Genomic DNA, 23,540 nt, shown 5'->3' with positions numbered 1-23,540 from the left:
TCAGTAACAAGTCTCGCCGTGACCCGAACAAGGACGAAGAACATGCCCGAAGCAGTCATCGTCGCCACCGCGCGCTCCCCGATCGGCCGAGCCTTCAAGGGCTCCCTCAAGGACCTGCGCCCCGACGACCTCACCGCCCAGATCGTCGGCGCCGCCCTGGCCAAGGTGCCCGAGCTCGACCCGAAGAGCATCGACGACCTCATGCTCGGCTGCGGCCTCCCGGGCGGCGAGCAGGGCTTCAACCTGGCCCGCATCGTGGCCGTGCAGCTGGGCCTGGACACCGTCCCGGGCACGACCGTCACCCGCTACTGCTCCTCCTCCCTCCAGACGACCCGGATGGCCTACCACGCCATCAAGGCGGGCGAGGGCGACGTGTTCGTCTCGGCGGGCGTGGAGACCGTCAGCCGCTTCGTCAACGGCAGCAGCGACAACCCGCAGAACGAGAACCCGCTCTTCGCCGACGCCAGGGCCCGCACCGAGAAGCGCAAGGAGGGCGGCCAGGGCACCTGGACCGACCCCCGCGAGGACGGCCTGCTCCCCGACGCCTACATCGAGATGGGCCAGACGGCCGAGAACGTCGCCGAGATCACCGGCGTCTCCCGCCAGCGCCAGGACGAGTTCGCGGTCCGCTCGCAGAACCTCGCCGAGAAGTCCCTCGACAACGGCTTCTGGGAAAGGGAGATCACCCCGGTCACGCTGCCCGACGGCACCGTGGTGAGCACCGACGACGGCATCCGCCGGGGCACCACCTACGAGAAGGTCTCGCAGCTCAAGCCGGTGTTCCGCCCCGACGGCACCATCACCGCGGGCAACGCCTGCCCGCTCAACGACGGCGCCTCCGCGCTGGTCATCATGAGCGACACCAAGGCCAGGCAGCTGGGCATCACCCCGCTGGCCCGCGTCGTCTCCACGGGCGTGACCGGCCTCAGCCCCGAGATCATGGGCCTGGGCCCGGTCGAGGCCTCCAGGCAGGCCCTGGCCCGCGCCAACATGGCCATCGGCGACATCGACCTCGCCGAGATCAACGAGGCCTTCGCCGCCCAGGTGCTGCCCTCCGCCGACCAGCTGGGCATCGACATCGACACCCAGCTGAACGTCAACGGCGGCGGTATCGCCGTGGGCCACCCGTTCGGCAGCACCGGTGCCCGCATCACCACCACGCTGATCAACGGCCTCCAGTTCCACGACAAGACGTTCGGTCTGGAGACCATGTGCGTCGGCGGCGGCCAGGGCATGGCGGCCGTCTTCGAGCGCCTCAGCTAGCCCACCGCCGCGTGGAGGGGCCTCGGACCGGCTGGTGTCCGGGGCCCCTCCGCGTTCCCCCTCGGCCGCGCCGTAGCACCCGGGGGGGGCGGCCACGGGTGACGGGAGGGCGAAGGTTCCCCCACCTGCCGGGTAAAAGCTGGCGGCCGGGTCTTGTCCCCGTGGTGATCCTGATGCAGGGTCGCAGTACGTGCCACAGCCCATCGCACTGCGGAGGTGCCTATGACGGTGACCCACTCGCCGGAGATCCACGCCAAGCTCATCGAACGCATCCCGGTGGTGACCGGTCGGGGGCTCCGCGACTGGTTCGACTCGCTCGACCGGGGGCCCGGGCTCGTGCGCCCCGCGGACCGGTCCCGCTGGCTCGCCGACGAGTACGACCTCACCCACGGCTACGCGCAGGCCATCGTCACCGAGTACGACCGCAGGCGGCGCAACCGCTCCATCCCGTCACCCCGTCCGCGGACCGCCTGACCGCACCGACGGCGGAGGGGCCGCCCCCGGGCAGAACCCGGGCGACGGCCCCTCGTCACGCGAAAACCGGCACGACCGGAGGTCGCTAGTCGGCGAACATCGTCTTGATCATCCAGAGCAGGCGCAGGATCTCGATGTACAGCCAGACCACGGAGACGGTCAGGCCGAAGGCGAACTGCCAGGCGAAGTTGTTCGGGATGCCCGCCTCGACGCCCTCCTCGATGCCGCGGAACTCGATGGCGAGGGTGAGCGCGGCCAGGACGACGAACACGATGCCGACGCCCAGACCCAGCCAGGTGGGCTCGCGCAGACCCATGCCGCCCGCGATGAAGAAGCTGAGCACGAAGTTGACCAGCATCAGGGCGGCGGCGCCCATGACGGCGTACGAGACGGCCTTGACGAAGCCGTCGGTCACCTTGATGATGCGGAACTTGTACAGCGCCAGCATCACGCCGAACACCGCGACGGTGCCGATGACCGCCTGGGAGACCAGAGAGGTGCCCGCTGACGGGTCGCCCATCTGCATGGACAGCATGTTGCCGAGCACGGCCGACAGACCGCCGACGAGCAGGCCCTCCAGGGCCGCGTACGACAGGATGGCGATCGGGTTGGTGATCTGCTTGAAGGCGATCACCAGGCCCAGGATGAGCCCGCCGATCATGCCGACGAACATCAGCGCCAGGGCCAGGCCCGGGTTGCCCGAGAAGAAGAGGAAGTAGTTGATGACGCCGAAGAGGGCGACGGCGCCGAGGGTCATACCGGTGCGCACGACGACGTCGTCGATGGTCATCGGCTGCGCGGCCTGGGTCTGCTGGGGGTAACCCGGCTGCGGGTACGCCTGCTGGGGGTAGCCCTGCTGGCCGTGGGGCTGCGGGTACGCCTGTCCGTACCCCTGCTGCCCGTAGCCCTGCTGACCGTAACCGGGCTGTCCGTAGCCCTGCTGGGGACCGGACTGCTGCTGAAGCGCCCGCTTGAGGACGGGGTTGGAACTCCGCATCCGCATGTCTAGTAATGGCCTTTCACGCGTGGATTGCTGCCCACAAAGTAACGTACGGCCCGGCTCCCGGGTTCCGCCGCCAAGGTCACCGTTGCGAAACGGGCCCGCGCCGGTCGTACCGGCGCGGGCCCGTCCACCCGTCGCCCCGGGGGCGCGGCCGCGCTGCTAGTTGCGGGTCACCAGGGACCGCGCGAGGAAGAGCATGTTGGCCGGACGCTCGGCCAGACGGCGCATGTAGTAGCCGTACCACTCGTCGCCGTAGGGGACGTAGACGCGCATCCGCTTGCCCTCGGCGGCCAGGCGGACCTGCTCGCCGTCCCGGATGCCGTAGAGCATCTGGTACTCGTAGTCGTCCGCGCCGCGGTCGTTGAGCGCGGCCAGCTCGCCCGCGATGGCGACCATGCGCGGGTCGTGCGAGGCCACCATCGGGTAGCCGTCGCCCGCCATGAGGACCTTGAGCGCACGCACGTACGCCCTGTCGACCTCGTGCTTGTCGCGGAAGGCGACCGACTCGGGCTCGTCGTAGGCGCCCTTGCACAGGCGCACGCGGGAGCCCGCGCCGCTGAGGTCGCGGCAGTCGGCCTCGGTACGGCGCAGGTAGGCCTGGAGCACCGCGCCCACGAACGGGAAGTCCTCGCGCAGGTCGCGCAGGATGCCCAGCGTGGAGTCGGTGGTGGTGTGGTCCTCCATGTCGAGGGTCACCGTGGTGCCGATCGCCTGGGCGGCCTCGGCGATCAGGCGCGCGTTCTCCAGCGCGATCTTCTCGCCGTCCTCGTTCAGGAACTGGCCGACGGCCGACAGCTTGACCGACACCTCGGCACGGTCTCCCAGCCCGGCCTCGCCGAGTGCGGCGAGCAGGTCCTGGTAGGCGGTCACGGTGGCGGTGGCCTGCGACAGGTCGGTGGTGTCCTCACCGAGGAAGTCCAGGGTGACGTACCGGTCCTTGGCCAGCTCGTGGACGGCCGGCAGGGCCTCCTCCTGGGTGGAGCCCGCGACGAAGCGCGAGACCATGGCCCGGGTCATGGGAGTGCGCTCGACGATCGTGCGGCAGGTCGCGGACCTGGCGGCGAGCAGCAGGGGCTTGCGAAGCATGGTGACCTCGAAGAGACGTGCGCGAGCCGGTGGGGCTGGCGCGGACGATACGCGCGGCCGGTGGGCCGACCGCGCTGTGGGTCTCGGGGGGTCGGGGCCCGCACCCGGCGCCGGGCGGCGCGGGAGCGGGCCCCGTGGTGGCGGCGGGCCCTCCGGACGGAGGAGGGGCGCGGCCGCCGGTGACTACCCCTGGTGGGGGTAGGAGGAGACCGTCGGCGCGACGAACGTCTCCTTGATGGCGCGCGGGCTGGCCCAGCGGGACAGGTTCTGGGCGGAACCGGCCTTGTCGTTGGTGCCGGAGGCGCGACCGCCGCCGAAGGGCTGCTGACCGACGATGGAGCCGGTCGGGCGGTCGTTGATGTAGAAGTTGCCCGCCGTGAAGCGCAGGGCCTCGGTCGCCTTGGCCACCGCGGCGCGGTCGTTGGCCAGGATGGCGCCGGTCAGGGCGTACGCGGAGCCCTCGTCGACGATCTTGAGGACGTCCTCGAACTGGTCGTCCTCGTAGACGTGGACGGCGATGATCGGGCCGAAGTACTCCGTGCGGAACACGTCGTTGGTGGGGTCGGTGCCCTCGATGATGGTGGGGCGCACGAAGTAGCCCACCGAGTCGTCGGCGGTGCCGCCCGCGATGATCTCCAGGGTCGGGTCGGACTTGGCGTCCTCCAGGACCTTGGCGAGCTTGTCGAAGGAGCGGCGGTCGATGACGGCGCCGACGAAGTTCGACAGGTCGGTGACGTCGCCCATGGTCAGGGCCTCGGTCTCGGCGACCAGGTCGTCGCGCGTCTTCTCCCAGACGGAGCGGGCGACGAAGGCGCGCGAGGCGGCGGAGCACTTCTGCCCCTGGTACTCGAAGGCGCCACGCACGATGGCGGTGCGCAGGATCTCCGGGTCGGCGGAGGAGTGGGCGACGATGAAGTCCTTGCCACCGGTCTCGCCCACGATGCGCGGGTAGGAGCGGTAGTTGGAGATGTTCTCGCCGACGCTCTTCCACAGGTGCTGGAAGGTCTTGGTGGAACCGGTGAAGTGCACGCCGGCCAGCTCGGGGTCGTTGAGCGCGATGTCCGACACGGCCAGGCCGTCACCGGTGACCATGTTGATGACGCCGGGGGGCATCCCGGCCTCCTCCAGGAGGCGCATGGTGAGCTCGGCGGAGAACTGCTGGGTCGGGGACGGCTTCCACACGACCACGTTGCCCATGAGGGCGGGGGCGGTGGGGAGGTTGCCCGCGATGGCGGTGAAGTTGAAGGGGGTGATCGCGTAGACGAACCCCTCCAGCGGACGCTGCTCCATGCGGTTCCACACGCCGCGCACGCTCAGGGGCTGCTGCTCCATGAGCTGACGGGCGTAGGAGACGTTGAAGCGCCAGAAGTCGATGAGCTCGCAGGCCGAGTCGATCTCCGCCTGCTGGACGGTCTTCGACTGGGCGAGCATGGTGGCGGCGTTGATGGTGGCGCGCCAGGGGCCGGCGAGCAGCTCGGCGGCGCGGAGGATGATCGCGGCGCGGTCGTCGAAGGACATGGCGCGCCAGGCGGGAGCGGCGGCCTTCGCGGCGGCGATGGCGTCGCGGGCGTCCTGGTGGGTGGCGTTGCGCATGGTGCCCAGGACCGACGCGTGGTTGTGCGGCTGGACGGCGTCGATCGGGTCGCCGCCACCCATGCGGCTCTCACCGTTGATGCGCATCGGCAGGTCGATGCTCTCCCGGCCGAGCTCTTCGAGCTTGGCGACGAGCTCGGCGCGCTCGGCGCTCCCGGGCGCGTAGGTGAGAACGGGTTCGTTCACCGGCTGCGGGACGTTGGTCACGGCGTCCATGGGCACCTCCCTGGAAGAATGTCCCTGTCTGAGCAGGGTTGACTGATTCAACAGTCCCAGAATCGGGCTCCGGCGACCTTGTGGGACGGGCCACTCTTTACCGGTCCTCTTTGTTCACCAGAACAAACCCTGGCAGACGCGCCGCCGCTCGGCCCGTCACCCCGCCTCCGGCGCTCCGCTAGTGTCGGTCCCCGGACCCGACCGGTGAGGACGAACATCATGCCAGGTCAATCAGGAGAACATACGGACGATGGCGCGGGGCTGCCCCTGCGCAGGCTCCTCCTGGCCCTCGGTGACCCGATCGTGGACGTCGCCGCCGCACCGGACGGGCTCGATGTCCAGGTGGACAACGTCGTGATCATCGACCCCGAGGACCGTGTGGAGGCGCGCGAGGGTGACCTGGTGCTGCTCATCGGCGTGCGTGGCGGGGCCGCCCGACGCCTGGTCCGGGCCCTGGCCGCGCAGGGGGCGACCGCGGTCGCGGTCAAGGCCGGGGGCCACGGGCCCGCCGAGGAGACCATCCCGCCGTCCGGCGAGGCGCGGGGGCGTTCCCGGCCCGGCGCGGACGAGCTGCGCACGCTGCGCGCTGAGGCCGAGGACAGCGGGGTGGCCCTGCTCGCTGTCCGCCCCGAGGTGCGCTGGGACCAGCTCCAGTCGGTGTGTCAGAGCATCGTGGACGACGCCCGGTTGACCGCCTCGGAGGATCTGGGCGAGGCCACCGGCGACCTGTTCTCCATGGCGCAGACCATCGCGCAGCTCACCGGCGGCCTGGTCAGCATCGAGGACTCGGCCAGCCGCGTGCTGGCCTACTCCAGTGGCGCCGAGGTCGACGAGCTGCGGCGTCTGTCCGTGCTCGGCCGCCAGGGCCCGGAGTCCTATCTGGCTCTGCTACGCGAGTGGGGGGTGTTCACCAAGCTGCGCGCGGGCGAGGAGGTGGTGCGGATCGAGGAGCACCCCGACCTCGGCATCCGCCGCCGCCTGGCCGTCGGCATCCACGCGGGCCGCCAGCCGCTGGGTTCCATCTGGGTGCAGGAGGGTTCCCAACCGCTGTCCGGGCACGCGGAGGAGGCCCTGCTCGGCGCCGCCCGCACGACCGCGCTCCAGATGATCCGCCAGCGCACCCAGACCAGTGCGGGGCTCCGGCTGCGCGAGGACCTGTTGTCGAGCCTGTTGGAGGGGCGCATCGACGCGAGCGCCCTGGCCGACACCGTCCAGGTGCACGCCGAGCGGGCCGCCCTGGTGGCGGCCTTCTCCCTGACCGGCGGCGAGGCGGAGCCGGTGGGCGACGCCGAGCCCGCCGACCGGCCCGTGCGCGAGCTGCGCCGCCGCCAGCTCATCGACCTGGTGTCAGTGCACACCGCCGCCTACCGGCGCAGTTCCCTGGTGACCGAGCTCGACGGCCGCGTGTACGTGCTGCTTCCGGACCTGACCCGGACACCGAGCGGGGACGGCTGGCGCGGGGTGGAGCAGTCGGTGCTGGCGCTGACCCGCAAGACGGTGGCCGCGGCGCGGGCCGCACTGGGCCTGCGCGTACAGGCGGCGGTGGGGTCGCTGGTGGAGCGGTTGCGCGACGTGCCCGAGTCACGGGCCGAGGCCGACCGGGTGCTCGACGCCATGAGCCGCGACCTGGACGGCGGTACGGACTGGGAGGTGGCCACCATCTCCGACGTGCGCTCGCGGGTGCTGATCAGCGAGACCCTGGCGCACCTGCGCGCCGACCCGTCGCTGCGCGACCCCCGGGTGAGCCGGTTGATCGAGTACGACCAGGCGGGCGGCGCCGACCTCGTGCATTCGCTGCTCGCCTACCTGGAGGCCTTCGGCGACGCCCGGGCCGCCGCCGAGCGGTTGCACATCCACCCGAACACGCTCCGGTACCGGGTGCGCCGCGCAGCGTCGGTGAGCGGGATCGACCTGTCCGACCCGGGTGAGCGCCTGTTCACCCAGCTCCAGCTCCTCATGGAGCAGGGCTGATCCGGCCCCGGTCAGCCCGTGAGCCCCACCCCGCACCCCAACCCCAACCGTGAGCCCCGACCGCGCGTCTCCGCCACGAGCCGTGAGCCCCACCCGCACCTCAACCCCAACCGTGAGCCCCGACCACGCGTCTCCGCCACGAGCCGTGAGCCCCACCCCGCACCTCAACCCCAACCGTGAGCCCCGACCACGCGTCTCCGCCACTGGGGGTGCCCGTTCGGGCGCCGCCAGGGTTCTGCAAGACGAGTCAAGCCGCTAGCGAGGAACGAGCGTCAGGCGTAGACGAGGATGAAGAAGTCCCTGGCTACTCGGGCGCTCGAACACGGGCCGAAGCGAAGCGGAGGCCCAAAGCAAACACGTCTGAACCCGCACCGCACCGAAGCGGAGGTGCGGGAGAGCACTGGTACCCCCGGTCGGACTCGAACCGACACTTGTGACCCTTTTAGGGGGCCTGCCTCTTCCATTGGGCTACGAGGGCGTGCCCATCATACCGGCCGGGCCGATTGCCCACTTTGGTTCGGCTTGGCCGGATGGGGACACGAAAAGACCGGCTTCCCGAGGAAGCCGGTCTTTTCGTTCGGGTTCGGGCCCGGCCGGGTCAGCTGACGCGGCGCAGGCGCCCGTCCTCGACCTGGGGCTGGCTGGCCTCCTCGAAGGCCTGGCGGGGCTCGGACATCTCCGGGAGCGCGGCGAAGTCGCGGCGCAGGAAGAAGGCGAGCGTCCAGTCGGAGAGGACCCGGAGCTTGCGGTTGAAGGTCGGTACCGCGAGCAGGTGGTAGGAGCGGTGCGCGTACCAGGCGAGGCGGCCGTTGAGCTTGATCTTGCCGAACAGCTGGGCGGCGCCCTTGTGCAGGCCGAGTCCGGCGACGGCGCCGAGGTTCTTGTGCCGGTAGGCCTTGAGCTGGCCGTTGCGCAGGGTCGCGATGACGTTGTCGGCGAGGACCGGCGCCTGGCGGACCGCGTTCTGGGCGTTGGGCGGGTAGTAGCCGCCGTTGCCGTCCGGGACCTGGGCGTTGTCACCGCCGGCGAAGACGTTGTCCGTGCCGTTGACGGTGAGGTACTCGCTGGTGTCGACGTGACCCTTGGGACCGAGCGGCAGGTCGCTGGCGGAGACGACGGGGCTGGGCTTGACACCCGCGGTCCACACGAGGGTGCCCGCGTCGAACTCGGTGCCGTCGCTGAGCTTGACGCGCTGGTCGGTGGCCGACTCGAGGAAGGTCTTGAGCCGGACGTCGATACCACGCCGACGGAGCTGGTTGAGCGCCTTGCCGCCGACCTCGGGGCCGACCTCGGGCAGGATCTTGTCCGCGGCCTCGATGAGGTAGAAGTTCACGTCGCTCTGGTCGATCGACGGGTGGAGGCGGACCGCGTCGCGGACCATGTCCTCCAGCTCGGCGATGGCCTCGGCTCCGGCGAACCCGCCGCCGACGAACACGAAGTTGAGGGCCTTGGCGCGCACGTCCGCGTCGTCGGTGGAGTCGGCGATGGTGAGCTGGTTGAGCACGTGGTTGCGCAGGTAGGCCGCCTCTTCGACGGTCTTGATGCCGATGCCCCACTCGGCGAGGCCGGGGATGGGCAGGGTGCGCGAGACCGCTCCGGCCGCCATCACGAGGTAGTCGTAGTGGAGCGTCTCGGGCTCACCGACGTTGGGCTCGTAGCGGACCGTGTTGTCGGCGTGGTCGATGCGCACGACGCGGCCGCCCAGCACGCGGACGCGGTCGAAGACCTTGCGCAGGGGGACGACGACGTTGCGCGGGGAGATGTTCCCGGCGGCCGTCTCGGGCAGGAAGGGCTGGTAGGTCATGTAGGAGTTCGGGTCGATGACGGTGATACGGGCTTCACCGGTCCCGAGCTTCTTCTCCAGTCGCCTTGCGGTGTACATCCCGAGGTAACCGCCACCGACGATGAGGATGTGCGGGATCTCCGCCTCGTCCCCGCCGCCGTGCACCAGCCGGTAGTTCCTGCTCTCGGTCATCGCATTTCCGCCCTAACGGTTCATCTTTGGCGCCCTTGCCTCAAGGGCCGCGAAGGCTGTCACGTTCCTCGATCCCCCGACCGGGGCCCGCTGAGCCGTGGTTCTTGCTCCCGACACTGTGGAAGGTTGCTTGTGCATTCTTTCACAAGCCCCTCCCCGCAGAGAAGGTTCACATTCGCCCACCTTCCGACCATCCCCACGTGCGAGGGGAGGGCATTCATGCAGGTCAGACGGGTTGTGAATGCGTTCACAAGGGTCTTCCGAGGTGACACGTCTCACCCGGGGGCCCTGTCGGACCCCCTCGAAAGGCCCCTCCGGAGCACCCGAAGGTCCCTTTCGAGGAGACTATGTCCTGTTCAGTACTAGTTTGCCCGGATTTCTACTCGGGCGCGATGAGACTCCACGCGACACCGTCGAGGATGTCGTGCTCGCTCGCCGTGAAGTGGTCCGCGCCGGTGCGCGCCAGCACACGGGACAGCACGAGGGCGCCCGCCGCGATCACGTCCACCCGGCCCGGGTGCATGACCCCGATCTCCGACCGCTCCGCGTGCCGCGAGACCAGCAGCTCATGGGTGATCCGCTCCAGGTCCTCCGCGGACACCCGCGTGTGGTGGATGCGCTCGGAGTCGTACACCGGCAGGTCCAGCGCGATCCCGGCCACCGTCGTGGCGGTCCCGGCCACGCACACCACCGAACCGGCCTCCCTCAGCGGAACGACCTTCTCCACCTCGTCCAGGGCGGCGTCGATGTCGGCCGTGGCCGCCTCCACCTGCTCCTTCGTGGGCGGGTCGTCGCGCAGGTGGCGCTCGCTCATGCGCACGCAGCCGACGTTCACCGACAGGGCCGCCCGCACCAGGTCCTCGTCGTCGTCCAGGCCGCCGAGTACGAACTCCGTGGAGCCCCCGCCGATGTCGACCACCAGGAACGGCGGAGCGAGGTCCTCGCTCGCCTCGCCCTCGGCCGCCAGCGCCTCCAGCTCGGCCGTGGCGCCCACGAAGGACAGCTCGGCCTCGTCCAGACCGGTGACCACCTCGGGCTCCACCCCCAGGATCTCGCGGACGCCGTCCACGAAGACCTGGCGGTTACCGGCGTCGCGGGTCGCGCTGGTGGCCACCATACGCACCGTGTCCGGTCCCAGCTCGATCCCGTGCGCCTCGATGGCCTCGGCGTAGCCGCGCAGCGCCTCGAAGGTGCGCTCCAGGGCCTCGGGCGCGAACGCGCCGGTCTCGTCGACCCCCTGGCCCAGGCGCACGATCTCCATCCGGCGGTCGGCGTCGACCACCTGGACCTCGTCGTCGCCCAGGAAGACCACGTCGGCGATCAGCAACCTGATCGAGTTGGTTCCGCAGTCGATCGCCGCGACACCGCTCATGAGGCGTCCGTCCCTTCAGCGCCCTCGGGGGCGTTCTCGTCGACACACACGCACGGGCCCTTGGCCCACCACTCCGGCAGCTCGGCCAGCGCCTCCGCGCCGAACGGGTTGGTGCCGGGCGCGGCCAGCTCGTGGCCGACCAGCGCGTGCAGGCACTTGACCCGGGTCGGCATCCCGCCGGTGCTCTGCATCCCCTCGGGCAGCGGCTCCAACCCGTCGGCGCGGGCCTGCTCGGCGCGCTCCTCCAGGTAGGACTCGTGCGCCCTGGTGTAGGCCTCCTGGAGCTCGGGCTCCTCGCCCAGGCGCTCCTGCATCCGGCGCATACGGCCTTCGTTCTCCAGACGGCCGATCGCCGAGGCGGCGCGCGGGCACGTCAGGTAGTACAACGTCGGGAAGGGGGTGCCGTCTTCCAGACGGGGGGCGGTCTTCACCACGTCGGGGAGACCGCACGGGCAGCGGTGGGCGACCGCGCGGACGCCACGCGGCTGGCGGCCCAACTGGAGTTCGATGGCGGCGAGGTCCCGTTCGGACGCGGGACCGCCGTCGGTGTGCCCCGGAACGGGCTGATCTGCGGAAGTCATGTCCCGCCCAGCATAGATGGCGAGCGGCGGGTTCACGGACCCCGGTCGGGGTCGGGGCCGTCGGCCTCCTCCACCGAACGCCACAGCTCGGTGAACCAGGGCTCGGTGGGCGCGGCAGGACCGGCGTCGGCCTCGTCGTCGGCCCCGGGACGGACGACGATGTAGGCGGTCTCGCCGGGGTACTGGTAGTGGAGCCGCTCGCGGGCCTCGCGTTCCACGTAGTCCTCGTCGGTGAGCGCCTCCTCGCGCTCCTGGAGGTGGGCCACGTTCTCCTCCATGCGGGCCCGGTCCTCCTTGAGCTGCGCGATCTGCGACTGCTGCATCACGTACTCGCGCAGCGGGTAGGCCAGGCTCAGCGCGATCACGCACACCACCAGCGCGAGGATGGCGGCCCGGCTGGTGAGCATGGGCCGCACCCTGGAGGTGCGGCCCACACCGGAGCCCTTCGTGCCCGCCTTCGCGCCCGCCTTCGGGGCACGCTCGGCGCCCTTCCGGGCAGCGGCCCTCCCCGGCCTGTCGGCTTTGGTCGCCTTCTTGGCCTTTGTGGGCGGCTGCTGGGTTTCGCGGGACACTGGGGCAGACTAGCCGCGCTTGGCGAACCTCGGGAAGGCCGACACGCCCGCGTAGACGGCCGCGTCGTCCAGTTCCTCCTCGATGCGCAGCAGCTGGTTGTACTTGGCGACCCGCTCGCTGCGCGCCGGGGCGCCGGTCTTGATCTGCCCGGCGTTGGTGGCCACCGCGATGTCGGCGATGGTGGTGTCCTCGGTCTCGCCGGAGCGGTGGCTGATCATCGCCGTGTAGCCGCTGCGCTGGGCGAGGGCGACCGCGTCCAGCGTCTCGGTGAGGGTGCCGATCTGGTTGACCTTCACCAGCAGCGAGTTGGCGGTGTCGGCGAGGATGCCGCGCTGGAGCCGCTCGGGGTTGGTGACGAACAGGTCGTCGCCGACCAGCTGGACCTTGGCGCCGAGCTGCTCGGTGAGCTTCTTCCAGCCGTCCCAGTCCTCCTCGTCGAGGGGGTCCTCGATGGAGACCAGCGGGTAGGCGTCGACGAGCTCACCGTAGTAGGCGGCCATCTCCTCGGCCGTGCGGGACTTGCCCTCGAAGGTGTACACACCGTCGGAGAACAGCTCGCTAGCGGCCACGTCCAGGGCCAGCGCGATGTCGGTCCCTACCTTGTAGCCGGCCTTCTCGATCGCCTCCACGATCAGGTCGAGGGCGGCGCGGTTGCTCTCGAGGTTGGGGGCGAAGCCGCCCTCGTCGCCGACACCGGTGCCCAGGCCGTGCGACTTCAGGACCGACTTGAGGGAGTGGTAGACCTCGGTGCCCCAGCGCAGGGCCTCGGAGAAGGTCGGGGCGCCGATGGGCGCGACCATGAACTCCTGGATGTCGACGTTGCTGTCGGCGTGCGCGCCACCGTTGAGGATGTTCATCATCGGCACGGGCAGGACGTGCGCGTTGGGACCGCCGATGTAGCGGAACAGCGGCAGACCGGCCTCCTCCGCGGCGGCCTTGGCGACGGCCAGGGAGGTGCCCAGGATGGCGTTGGCGCCGATCCGGGACTTGTCCGGGGTGCCGTCCAGGTCGATCAGCGCGCGGTCGATGATGCGCTGCTCGTCGGGGGTGTGGCCGAGCAGCTCGTCGGCGATCTCGTCGTTGACGGCGGTGACGGCCTTGGTCACGCCCTTGCCGCCGTACCGGTCGCCGCCGTCACGCAGCTCGACCGCCTCGAACTTGCCGGTGGAGGCACCGCTGGGGACACCAGCGCGGGTGATGGTCCCGTCGTCGAGCAGGACCTCGACCTCGACTGTCGGGTTGCCCCGGGAGTCAAGGATCTCCCGCGCCTGGACTGACTCGATGGACGCCACGATCTCTCCGTCTCTTCGGTGTCTGGGCCCACAGTTCCCGGGCCCGGACACGAGACTAGCGACACCCGTACCGGTCGTGGGTGCCCGCCCACCCGGATTGGTCTAGTCCATACGGGGTCGCCCCGGCGCTGAGAGCGGCCTGGGCGATCGCCACCGCGGTCTCACGGTGGGCGGCCGCCTCCTCCGGCGGGAACATGACGGCGACGTCCTGGATGCCCCGAGGGCGACCACCGCGCCCATGCGGGCGGGGGTTCCCGGGCTCTCGCCAACCAGTGCGGCGTCCAACCGGCGCCGCCAGTCCATGATCAGGTCGACCAGGCCGACCTCGTTGAGCGAGCCCAGGTCGTTGAGCAGGGCCCGCATGAGGGTGCCGTGGCGCACACAGAGGTCGAAGTAGGCACCCAGCACCTCACACGAATCGCCCGCCCCACCACCGAACCGCCGCACCAGGTCCTCCGCGTCGCGGCGCAGTGGTTCCACGAGCGAGCGGAGCGGGCCGCCGAAGGAATCGACCTCGACGTGCCCCGTCTCCAGGTCTCAACCGAACCGCCCGGAAGTGGCCGATCTCCTTGCCAGACCCCGGCCCGTGTCTATAGTTCCTCCTGAGGGCCACCCGTCCCCCCACCCTCGCCCGGAAGCCATGGCCCCGCGTGAACGGTAGAGGACGAACATGGCCAACCCGCGGACCGAACCGGCGGACGGGGCACTGCGCCCCGCACGGCAAAGACGCGCCGAACTCGCGCTGCTGCTCGCCTCGATCGGGGCGACCTTCGCGGCCCTGCTCTCCGCGTCGCTCGCGGTCACCGACGGCGTCGACACCCGTGTGCTGGTCTACGGTACGGTGCTCGGCGCCGGGGCCCTGGCACTGCACGTGCTGATGCGGTTCGTGGCTCCCTACGCCGACCCCGTCCTGCTCCCCGTGGCGACCGCGCTGAGCGGGCTCGGCATCACCATGATCTGGGCGCTCCAGATGACCCGCGCCACCGCGCCCGGGTACAGCGAGGCCGACCGGCAGCTGATGTGGACGCTGGTCGGCATGGTCCTGTGCGCCGCCGCCATCGCGTTCGTCCGGCAGCCGCGGCGCCTGACCATGTACACCTACCTGATCGCCCTGGCCGCGCTGGTCCTGCTGCTGCTGCCGCTGTCCCCCCTGGGACACGAGGTGCTCGGCGCCCGGCGGTGGATCATGCTCGGCCCGTTCACCATGCAGCCCTCGGAGTTCGCCAAGGTGCTGCTGGTGATCTTCCTGGCCTCCTACCTGGGACGACAGCGCGACGTGATGGCACTGGTCACCCGGACCTTCCGAATCGGCGGCGTGAAGGTGTTCAGCGCGCCGCGCGCCCGCGACCTCGCGCCCATGGCGGTGGGCTGGGGCGTGGCGATCCTGCTGCTCGTGGGCACCAAGGACCTGGGCACCTCCCTGTTGCTGTTCGGCACGTTCCTGGCGGTGCTCTACGCGGCGACCGCCCGCAAGTCCTGGGTACTGATCGGGCTCGTGGCGTTCTCCGCCGGGGCGTACGTCGCCTACCTCGTCTTCGGCCACGTGCAGAACCGTGTGCGGATCTGGCTGAACGCGTTCGACCCGGAGGTCTACCACAGCGAGGGCGGCAGCTTCCAGGTGGTGGAGGGCATGATCGCCCTTGCCTACGGCGGACTGCTCGGCACCGGCTTCCACGACGGGCAGGCACAGAACCTGTTCGCCGCGGACAGCGACCTCATCCTGGTGTCGGTCGGCGAGAAGCTCGGCCTGACCGGGCTCCTGGCCGTGCTCACCCTGCTGTTGCTCTTCGCCCAGCGCGCCCTGCGCGTCTCCCTGGGGTGCAGGGACGTGTTCCTCAAGCTCACCGCGCTGGGCTACGGATTCATCACCGCGTTCGACGTGTTCATCGTGCTCGGCGGGGCCACGCTGATCATCCCGCTCACCGGGATGACCACCCCGTTCCTGTCGGCGGGCGGGTCGGCGCTGATGGCCAACTGGCTGATCGTGGGCCTGCTGCTGACCATCAGCGAGACCGCCCGCCGCCCGCAGGAGTCGTTCAGTTCGGGTCTGGCCCCGAGCGACCCCTCCACCGAGGTGATCAACGTGCGGGACCTGCCGCACGGGGTCCGGGACCGCTGAGGCGGGCCGGTCCGGTCAGGTGAGGAACGTGATGCACAGCGAGGCGACGAGGATGCCGAAGAGCATCACGACCGCCGAGTAGCCCAGGATGCGGCCCGCCCGCAGCTTGGTGAGCGCCAGCAGGGGCAGCGCCCAGAACGGCTGGATGCCGTTGGTGAGCTGGTCGCCCATGGCCACCGCCATGACGCCCACACCGGGGCGGATGCCCAGGGACTCCGTGGCGCCGATGACCACCGGCCCCTGGATGGCCCACTGCCCGCCCCCGGAGGGCACCGCCAGGTTGACCAGGCAGGCGCTGATCAGGGCCCAGAACGGGTACGTGAACGGCGTCGAGAACGAGATGAACCACTGGGTGATGACCTCCAACAGCCCGGAAGTGTCCATGATCCCCATGATCCCGGCGTAGAAGGGGAACTGGATGATCACGGCGGCGGCGTTGCGCGCCCCGTCGGCCGCCGCCGCCGAGTATCCCGCCAGGGTTCCGTGCAGGCCCAGCCCGGCCATCAGGAACGCGAAGTTGAGCAGGTTGATGTCCATACCCACCACCCCGTTGGTGACCAGCGCGGGCACCAGGTACACCAGGCCCACGGCCACGACGGCGTACACCAGGACGCGGCTGTGCATGAGTCGCTGGGCCGGGGACAGGGCGCGCAGCTCCTCCCGGTCGGGCCGCCCGGCCCCGACGGTCCGACCGTCCTCCGAGGTGTCCGCGATCTCCTCGCTCTCCTCCGGCTTGGGGGTCATGCTCATGAGCAGCAGCGGGGCGCCGATCAGCATGGCCGCGAGGAAGACGAGGTTGAAGGGCTGGAAGATGGTCTCGCTCAGCGGGACCAGGCCGATCTGGTCCTCCAGGAAGTGGCCGGGGGTGTTGACCAGCAGCGGAGCCGAACCGGAGAGGCCGCTGTGCCAGACCATCAGCCCCGTGTAGCCGCCCGCGACGACCAGCGGGAAGTGCACCCGGACGCCCCGCTCCTTGCACGAGCGGGCCACCTCCACCGCCAGGAGCGCCCCGGCGATCAGGCCCAGCCCCCAGTGCAGCATGCCCAGCAGGGCAGAGCCCACCGCCGTCACCAGCACCGCCGTCAGCGGCCCCCGGGCCAGGCCCGCGAGGCGGCCGATCGCCCGCCTCGCCGGGGGCGAGGAGGCCAGCGCGTACCCGGTGACCAGGACCAGGGCCATCTGCATACCGAACTGCAAAAGGCCCCAGAACCCGCCGTACCAGTCCCCGACCAGCTGGAGCGGGGTCCGGTCGGTGAGGAACAGGGCCATGCCGAAGACCAGGGCGGAGAGGATGACCGCGAAGACGAAGGCGTCCGGCACCCACCGGGTGCTGAACGCCGCGAGCGCGTTTCCGAAGCGACGCATGAGGGGGCTCCCACGAGGTTCGGGGGCCCGTCCCCGACACCGGAGGGGAGGTGGCGGAGCCCCGGGCCCCGAGGTGAGAGCACTGTGTTGCACACGTCACACGAGAGTCAAGATCACCGCCTCCGCTTTGCGTCCCGCTTGAGGAACCGCCACCGAAAGCGACCGCGCGGTGACCGGACGCCGCTACTCCAGGGCCTTCGACCAGTAGGCGCGCCACTGCTCCTCGCCCAGCTCACGGGGCTCGTGACCGTCGGCGCGGGCCGCCCCCTCCGCCGCCCGCACGCGGGCGTCGAAGCGTCGGGCGGCGGCGCGCAGGTCCGTCTCCGGGTCCCGGCCCTCACCGCGTTCGAGGGCCACGGCGGCGAACAGCTCCCCGCCCTCGGCCCCGTCGTCGCCCACCAGGTCGGCGGGGAGCCCGTTGCGCACGGCCCGCTTCTGGAGCTCGTAGGCCAACAGCACGGCGGGCTGGGCGAAGGGCACCCCGTCGAGTACCGACGTCTCCCCGGTGCTCCCGGCGGCCCGGGCCCGCTCCGCCCGTTCGGCCGCCTTGATGGCCTCCCAGTTCGACCGCACCTCGTCGGCCCCCGACACGTCCGCCCCGCCGAACACGTGCGGGTGGCGCCGGGTCATCTTGTCGATGATGGCGTCGGCGACGTCGTCCACCGTGAAGCGGGCGGGGTCGCCCTCGGGGCGCTCGGCGCCGATCGCGGCGTGGAAGACCACCTGGAGCAGGACGTCCCCGAGCTCCTCGCTCAGCCGCGGGTAGTCGCCCTCCTCGACGGTCTCCAGGGTCTCGTACGACTCCTGGATCAGGAACCTCGCCAGGGACGCGTGGGTCTGGGCGCTGTCCCACGGGCACTCCCGGCGCAGCGTCTCCATCACCTCGACCAGGCGCAGCACCCGGTGCCCGGGCACCGGAGGGGTCGGGGTGTCGCTCGTCATCGGTCCTCACTCACGTGCTGGTCGGAGTCGGGGAGCCAACCGCCCCCGCGCAGGGCGTCCAGCACCAGGGCCACGGACTCGGCGGGGTCCGCGCCGACGGTGTCGACCACCAGGTCGGCGTCGGTCGGTTCCTCGTAGGGGTCGGAGACCCCGGTGAACTCGGGGATCTCCCCCGCCCGGGCCTGCGCGTACAGGCCCTTGCGGTCACGCGCCTCGCACTCCTCCAGGGGTGTGGCGACGTGCACCAGGAAGAAGTCCCCGAACTCCTCCACCATGGCACGGACCTCGGCCCGCCCGGCCGCGTACGGCGCGATCGGCGCGCACACCGCCACCCCGCCGTGCCGGGTGATCTCGGCTGCCACGAAACCGATGCGCCGGATGTTCAGTTCCCGGTCCGCACGGGAGAAGGTCAGGCCCTTCGAAAGCACCCGTCGCACCACGTCGCCGTCGAGCAGGCTCACCGTACGCCCGGAACGCCGGACGCCGTCGCTCACCCCCCGCGCGATGGTCGACTTGCCCGAACCGGACAGGCCGGTGAACAGCAGGGTGAGGCCGCGCCGGGTACGGGCCGGTCGCAGCCGGGCGAGCTCGGCGCCCACCCGGGCCGGGGTGAACCACGAGGGCAGTTCCCGGCCGTGCGCGAGCTCGGCCGCGACCTCCTCGTCTGTGGGCTCCGCGCGGACGGCGCGCGGGTCCACGCGGGTGCGGGGCTTCCACAGGTCCGCGTCCGCGTCGTAGCGCCAGGGCTCGGGGTCCAGGACGGTCAACGGCGGCTTCAGTGCCATGACCCGCTCGGTCTCGGGCGCCCGCCCGCCCGCTTCCAGCAGCATGTGGGTGGCGCCGTACGCGGCGGCCACGTGGGCGGCCAGCGCGGCGTCCCGTTCGCTCCAGGTTCCGCCCAGCGCCCCCGCGGCCCGGGACGCGGAGCGCGGCAGCGTGACCACGACGAACCCGGACCGGGGCGGCAGCAGCGGTTCCGCGGCCAGCACGGCGGTGGCCAGGCCCTCGTCGTGCAGTCCGGCGTCTACGACGACCAGGACCCCGGCCCGTTCGCCGCCGCGTCCCAGCGCGTCGGCCTCGGCACGGATCTGGTGCAGGGCGCGGTGGTGCAACGGCCGGTCGGTGACCACCGCGAGCAGGGGGCGCCCCGAGGAGGGCTCCAGTCCCCGCTGGGCGCGCACCTCGGCTGGGGTGGACCTCAGCTCGCGCAGGACACCGTAGGCGGGCGGCCCCAGCAGGCTCACGTCACCGGCGAGGTGGTGCAGGGTCGCCCCGTCCTCGCCGGTGGACTCCCAGCGCTCACGTACCGCCAGTTCCGCCAGCGGCGCCCCCTCCAGGTCGGTGAGGGTGAGCCGCGCGTTCCCCGCCACCTCCTCGGGCACCTCCAGGGTGACCGGAACCGGCCAGGGGCGGCCGTCGGGCAGGCGTCCGCGCCCGGCCACCGACTCCGCCTGCTCCCGGGTCATGAAGCCGGGCAGCGGGTAGGCCCCGCTCAGGATCAGCTCCAGGTGGGCGAGACCGTTCGGACCTGGAGCGAAGGCCGGCGCGCCCGGCCCTCCGGCGTTCGCCGCCGGACCTCTTCCCTGACTGTGGGCACCCACCACGCGTCTCCTCTTCCCGCGACCTTCCCCGACCCGTACCGGGCCCGGACAGCAGCGTCCAGCGTATGCCCGCCGGGGGCCGCACCCCGGCGCCGAACCCGTCCCTGAGGAATACCAGCAGCTCGGAACGGGTTCTGTGGCATGTGATCACCGCGGTCGTCTCCGGCCGTGGACCGGTTGCGGCCGCACGGCCGCCGAACCGCCCACCCCGCCGCCCGACCCGCGCGCGACGGTGGTACTGGATAAGCTGAGGGAAGCCGGGTGGTCACGCCCATCCACACACACGGCCGCCCACAACCGTCACCGTTCACGTACACGGACCCGTCCCCACTCGCCTCGCGGGACGGCGGCAACCGTGCCCGCCGCACTCGGGTGTCGGCGTCAGGGCAGGACCCGACTCCTGAACCGGACCACTTCCAGTTTTTGGTGCTATGAGCCTCATTGGACTTCTCGCCGACGTCTCCAGGGACCCGGCACTGCACAGCGCGATCGACACCGCCCGCAGCGGTGGCGATCCTCATCTCGACCTCGTCGCCCCGGCGGCGCTGCGCCCCTTCATGGTGGGGGCGCTGGCGGCCGACGCCCCGGTGGGCGCGGGCCGACCGGTGCTCGCCGTCACCGCCACCGAGCGGGAGGCCTCCGACCTCACCGACGCGCTCGGCTCACTGCTGCCCGAGGACGCGGTCGCGCTCTTCCCCGCCTGGGAGACGCTGCCGCACGAACGGCTCTCCCCGCGTTCGGACACCGTGGGCCAGCGGTTGGCGGTCCTGCGCCGACTCGCGCACCCCGACCCCGCCGACCCGCTCACCACGCCCCTGCGCGTGGTGGTCGCCCCGGTCCGCAGCGTCCTGCAACCCCTGGTCGCCGGGCTCGGCGACCTCGAACCGGTGCGCATCCGCCCGGGGGACGACGCCTCCCTGGAGGACGTGGTCGCGGCCCTGACCAACACCGGCTACGCCCGTGTGGACCTGGTGGAGAAGCGCGGCGACATGGCCGTGCGCGGCGGCATCCTGGACGTCTTCCCGCCCACTGAGGAACACCCGCTCCGGTTGGAGTTCTGGGGCGACACCGTCGAGGACATCAGGTACTTCCAGGTCGCCGACCAGCGCTCCATCTCCCCCGGCGAGGACGCCGGGTCGCGAGCCGCCTCCGGCCTGTTCGCCCCGCCCTGCCGCGAACTGCTGCTCACCGACACCGTGCGCGAACGCGCCCGCGCGCTGGCCGCCGAACACCCCTCGCTGGCCGAGGTGCTCTCCAAGATCGCCGACGGCGTGGCCGTGGAGGGCATGGAGGCGTTCGCCCCCGTGCTCGCCGACCGCATGGAACCGTTCCTGGCGTACCTGCCCGAGAACGCCATGGTGGTGGGCTGCGACCCCGAGCGCATCCGCACCCGCGCCGTGGAACTGGAGGCCACGAGCGCCGAGTTCCTCGACGCGTCCTGGATCAACGCGGCCTCGGGCGGCGAGGCCCCCATCGACCTCGGCGAGTCCGCCTACATGTCCATCTCCGAGCTGCGTTCGGTCGCCGCGGACCTCGACCTGCCCTGGTGGGGCCTGACCCCCTTCAGCGCCGGTGAGGGCTCCCCCGCCCAGGACGCCGGAGAGGAGGACGACGCGGTCGTGGTGGGCGCGGTCCCCGCCGACTCCTACCGGGGCGACACCGAGCGCGCCCTGGCCGACGTCAAGGGCTGGCTGCACGACAACTGGAGCGTCGTGCTGGTCACCCAGGGGCACGGGCCCGCCGAGCGGCTGGTGGCGATGCTCCGTGACGCCGGCCTGGGCGCCTCCCTCGCCGCCGACCTGGCCGAGCCACCCAAGGAGGCCGTCGCCACCGTCACGACGGGACTGGTCGACCACGGGTTCCTGCTGCGGTCGGTGCGCACGGTGGTCCTCACGGAGACCGACCTCGTGGGGCAGAAGTCCTCCACCCGCGACATGCGGCGCATGCCCAGCCGCCGCAAGGGCACGGTCGACCCCCTCCAGCTCAAGCCCGGCGACCACGTCGTGCACGAGCAGCACGGCGTGGGCCGGTACCTGGAGATGGTCAGCCGCCAGATCCAGGGCGCCACCCGCGAGTACCTGCTCATCGAGTACGCGCCGTCCAAGCGCGGCCAGCCCGGCGACCGCCTGTTCGTGCCGACCGAACAGCTCGGCGAGGTCACCCGCTACGTGGGCGGCGAGGCGCCGACGCTGTCCAAGATGGGCGGCGCCGAGTGGAGCAAGGCCAAGAGCCGTGCCCGCAAGGTCGTCCGCGAGATCGCCGGGGACCTCATTCGCCTGTACTCGGCGCGACAGGCCTCCCCCGGGCACGCCTTCGGTCCGGACACCCCGTGGCAGAACGAGCTGGAGGACGCCTTCCCCTACGTGGAGACGCCCGACCAGCTGGCCGCCATCGACGAGGTCAAGAAGGACATGTCGAAGTCGGTCCCGATGGACCGGCTGATCTGCGGCGACGTGGGGTACGGCAAGACCGAGGTGGCGGTGCGCGCCGCATTCAAGGCGGTGCAGGACGGCAAGCAGGTGGCGCTGCTGGTACCCACCACACTGCTGGTCCAGCAGCACCTGTCGACGTTCACCGAGCGGTACGCGTCCTTCCCCGTCACGGTCAAGCCGATGTCGAGGTTCCAGACCGACGGCGAGGTGGAGCTGACCCGCGAGGGGCTGCGCTCCGGCGAGGTCGACGTGGTCATCGGCACGCACCGACTGCTGTCGCAGGAGACCCGCTTCAAGGACCTGGGCCTGGTCATCATCGACGAGGAACAGCGCTTCGGCGTGGAGCACAAGGAGGCCCTGAAGCGGCTGCGCACCCAGGTGGACGTACTGGCGATGTCGGCCACGCCCATCCCGCGCACCCTGGAGATGGGTCTGACCGGCATCCGCGAGATGACCACCATCCTCACCCCGCCCGAGGAGCGCCACCCGGTGCTCACCTTCGTGGGTCCCTACGAGGACAAGCAGATCACCGCGGCGATCCGGCGCGAGCTGATGCGCGAGGGACAGGTGTTCTTCGTGCACAACCGGGTGTCGTCCATCGACAAGGTGGCGGCGTCCATCAAGCGGCTGGTCCCCGAGGCCCGGGTGGCCTACGCGCACGGTCAGATGAACGAGCAGCAGCTCGAGAAGGTCATGGTCGACTTCTGGGAGAAGAACTTCGACGTACTGGTCTCCACGACCATCGTCGAGTCCGGCCTGGACGTGCCCAACGCCAACACGCTGATCATCGACCGCGCCGACACCTACGGGCTGTCCCAGCTGCACCAGCTGCGGGGCCGGGTGGGCCGGGGCCGTGAGCGCGCCTACGCGTACTTCCTGTACCCGCCGGAGCGCCCGCTCACCGAGACCGCCTACGAGCGGCTGGCCACCGTCGCCCAGCACACCGAGACCGGGGCGGGCATGTACGTGGCCATGAAGGACCTGGAGATCCGGGGCGCGGGCAACATCCTGGGCGCCGAACAGTCCGGGACCATCGCGGGCGTGGGCTTCGACCTGTACGTGCGCATGGTCGGCGAGGCCGTGGCCGAGCTCAAGGGCGACCCGGAGGCCGCCGCCGAGGTCGAGACCAAGGTGGAGCTGCCCATCAACGCGCACATCCCGCACGACTACGTGCCGGGCGAGCGGCTGCGCCTCCAGTCGTACAAGCGCATCGCCAGCGTCACCAGCGAGGAGGACATCCTCGCCGCGTACGAGGAGCTCACCGACCGCTACGGCGCACCGCCGCAGTCGGTGGACAACCTCATGGCGGTGGCGCGGTTCCGGGTGCTGGCCAAGTCCGCGGGCCTGGCCGACGTGGTCATGCAGGGCAACCAGATCCGGTTCTCCCCGGTGGAGCTGCGCGAGTCGCAGGAGCTGCGGCTGCGGCGCATGTACCCCCGGGCGATCCGGAAGGAGGCCACGAAGACGCTGCTCGTGCCGGTCCCCAAGGCGGGGGGGCTGGGCGGCAAGCCGCTGCGCGACCTCGAACTGCTCAAGTGGTGCACCGACCTGGTCAACTCCATCTTCGAACCGGACCGGCGCAGGCCGAACCGGCCCGAACAGGACTAGGGCGTGTTCTGTGGATGCTTTCGCCTTCTGACGGCGAAGCCGCCAGCCCTGCGAGCGGCCGCCGGGCCATCTCT

General features: G+C 71.1%; 17 protein-coding genes and 1 tRNA gene. 5 read left to right on the top strand and 13 right to left on the bottom strand.

The features are described 5' to 3' along the window. Positions 1-42 precede the first annotated feature (42 nt). Both ABZ635_RS03895 and ABZ635_RS03890 read left to right on the top strand, forming a co-directional pair. Positions 43-1,263: an acetyl-CoA C-acetyltransferase gene (locus ABZ635_RS03895; protein WP_357758472.1), complete on the top strand. Its 1,221-nt coding sequence runs from the start codon at positions 43-45 to the stop codon at positions 1,261-1,263. 222 nt (positions 1,264-1,485) lie between these two features. Further along, positions 1,486-1,737: a DUF4287 domain-containing protein gene (locus ABZ635_RS03890; RefSeq protein ID WP_357758469.1), complete on the top strand. Its 252-nt coding sequence runs from the start codon at positions 1,486-1,488 to the stop codon at positions 1,735-1,737. 85 nt (positions 1,738-1,822) lie between these two features. Here the strand turns inward: ABZ635_RS03890 and ABZ635_RS03885 are convergent, their stop codons facing one another. The 3 genes from ABZ635_RS03885 to pruA form a co-directional block, all read right to left on the bottom strand. Beyond that, positions 1,823-2,740, bottom strand: coding sequence for a Bax inhibitor-1/YccA family protein (locus tag ABZ635_RS03885; protein WP_357758467.1), 918 nt, complete (start codon positions 2,738-2,740; stop codon positions 1,823-1,825). A 159-nt stretch (positions 2,741-2,899) separates the two neighbouring features. Continuing rightward, positions 2,900-3,826 carry a proline dehydrogenase family protein gene (locus ABZ635_RS03880; RefSeq protein WP_357758464.1) on the bottom strand — a complete coding sequence of 309 codons (927 nt, stop codon included), beginning with the start codon at positions 3,824-3,826 and terminating at the stop codon, positions 2,900-2,902. Positions 3,827-4,009: 183 nt separating this feature from the next. Continuing rightward, a complete protein-coding gene (gene pruA / locus ABZ635_RS03875; RefSeq protein WP_357758461.1) occupies positions 4,010-5,635 on the bottom strand; it encodes an L-glutamate gamma-semialdehyde dehydrogenase in 1,626 nt (541 codons plus the stop codon). A 219-nt stretch (positions 5,636-5,854) separates the two neighbouring features. Here pruA and ABZ635_RS03870 point away from each other — a divergent pair, with 219 nt between their 5' ends. Continuing rightward, positions 5,855-7,606 (top strand): helix-turn-helix domain-containing protein, encoded by a 1,752-nt coding sequence (locus ABZ635_RS03870; RefSeq protein ID WP_357758458.1) that lies wholly within the window; start codon positions 5,855-5,857, stop codon positions 7,604-7,606. Positions 7,607-8,007: 401 nt separating this feature from the next. Here ABZ635_RS03870 and ABZ635_RS03865 read toward each other — a convergent pair. The 7 genes from ABZ635_RS03865 to ABZ635_RS03835 all read right to left on the bottom strand — a co-directional run bounded on the left by ABZ635_RS03865 (position 8,008) and on the right by ABZ635_RS03835 (position 13,879). After that, positions 8,008-8,084, bottom strand: a tRNA-Leu gene (locus ABZ635_RS03865). 120 nt (positions 8,085-8,204) lie between these two features. Next, the gene (locus ABZ635_RS03860; RefSeq protein WP_357758455.1) at positions 8,205-9,581 is read right to left on the bottom strand and encodes an NAD(P)/FAD-dependent oxidoreductase; all 1,377 of its coding nucleotides are present in this window, start codon (positions 9,579-9,581) and stop codon (positions 8,205-8,207) included. Between the two features lie 379 nt (positions 9,582-9,960). Next, positions 9,961-10,953: a Ppx/GppA phosphatase family protein gene (locus ABZ635_RS03855; protein ID WP_357758453.1), complete on the bottom strand. Its 993-nt coding sequence runs from the start codon at positions 10,951-10,953 to the stop codon at positions 9,961-9,963. Beyond that, positions 10,950-11,534 (bottom strand): DUF501 domain-containing protein, encoded by a 585-nt coding sequence (locus tag ABZ635_RS03850; RefSeq protein WP_357758450.1) that lies wholly within the window; start codon positions 11,532-11,534, stop codon positions 10,950-10,952. The genes ABZ635_RS03855 and ABZ635_RS03850 overlap by 4 nt, the downstream gene beginning before the upstream one ends. Before the next feature lie 32 nt (positions 11,535-11,566). Further along, positions 11,567-11,941, bottom strand: coding sequence for a septum formation initiator family protein (locus tag ABZ635_RS03845; protein ID WP_357758756.1), 375 nt, complete (start codon positions 11,939-11,941; stop codon positions 11,567-11,569). Between the two features lie 174 nt (positions 11,942-12,115). Then, on the bottom strand, positions 12,116-13,399 hold the full coding sequence (gene eno / locus ABZ635_RS03840) for a phosphopyruvate hydratase (protein WP_357758447.1): 1,284 nt from the start codon (positions 13,397-13,399) through the stop codon (positions 12,116-12,118). 102 nt (positions 13,400-13,501) lie between these two features. Next, complete coding sequence (locus tag ABZ635_RS03835; RefSeq protein ID WP_357758444.1) at positions 13,502-13,879, bottom strand: hypothetical protein; 378 nt, start codon at positions 13,877-13,879, stop codon at positions 13,502-13,504. A 190-nt stretch (positions 13,880-14,069) separates the two neighbouring features. Between ABZ635_RS03835 and ABZ635_RS03830 the strand changes: the two genes are divergently transcribed. Next, positions 14,070-15,518, top strand: coding sequence for an FtsW/RodA/SpoVE family cell cycle protein (locus ABZ635_RS03830; RefSeq protein WP_357758440.1), 1,449 nt, complete (start codon positions 14,070-14,072; stop codon positions 15,516-15,518). Between the two features lie 15 nt (positions 15,519-15,533). Here the strand turns inward: ABZ635_RS03830 and ABZ635_RS03825 are convergent, their stop codons facing one another. From ABZ635_RS03825 to cysC, 3 genes are all read right to left on the bottom strand, one after another. Continuing rightward, positions 15,534-16,883 (bottom strand): TIGR00366 family protein, encoded by a 1,350-nt coding sequence (locus ABZ635_RS03825; protein ID WP_357758438.1) that lies wholly within the window; start codon positions 16,881-16,883, stop codon positions 15,534-15,536. A 183-nt stretch (positions 16,884-17,066) separates the two neighbouring features. Further along, positions 17,067-17,825 (bottom strand): MazG family protein, encoded by a 759-nt coding sequence (locus ABZ635_RS03820; protein ID WP_357758435.1) that lies wholly within the window; start codon positions 17,823-17,825, stop codon positions 17,067-17,069. Continuing rightward, positions 17,822-19,429: an adenylyl-sulfate kinase gene (cysC, locus tag ABZ635_RS03815; protein WP_357758432.1), complete on the bottom strand. Its 1,608-nt coding sequence runs from the start codon at positions 19,427-19,429 to the stop codon at positions 17,822-17,824. Before cysC ends, ABZ635_RS03820 begins: the two co-directional genes overlap by 4 nt. 428 nt (positions 19,430-19,857) lie before the next feature. On the opposite strand from cysC, the gene mfd reads away from it, so the two are divergent. Beyond that, complete coding sequence (mfd, locus tag ABZ635_RS03810; RefSeq protein ID WP_357758430.1) at positions 19,858-23,466, top strand: transcription-repair coupling factor; 3,609 nt, start codon at positions 19,858-19,860, stop codon at positions 23,464-23,466. Positions 23,467-23,540 lie beyond the last annotated feature (74 nt).

Origin of the sequence: Nocardiopsis sp. NPDC007018, from assembly GCF_040635075.1 — a bacterium.
Taxonomy (GTDB): domain Bacteria; phylum Actinomycetota; class Actinomycetes; order Streptosporangiales; family Streptosporangiaceae; genus Nocardiopsis.
The sequence above is the reverse complement of the archived record's forward strand: the minus strand, read 5'-3'. Positions and strand labels throughout refer to the sequence as shown.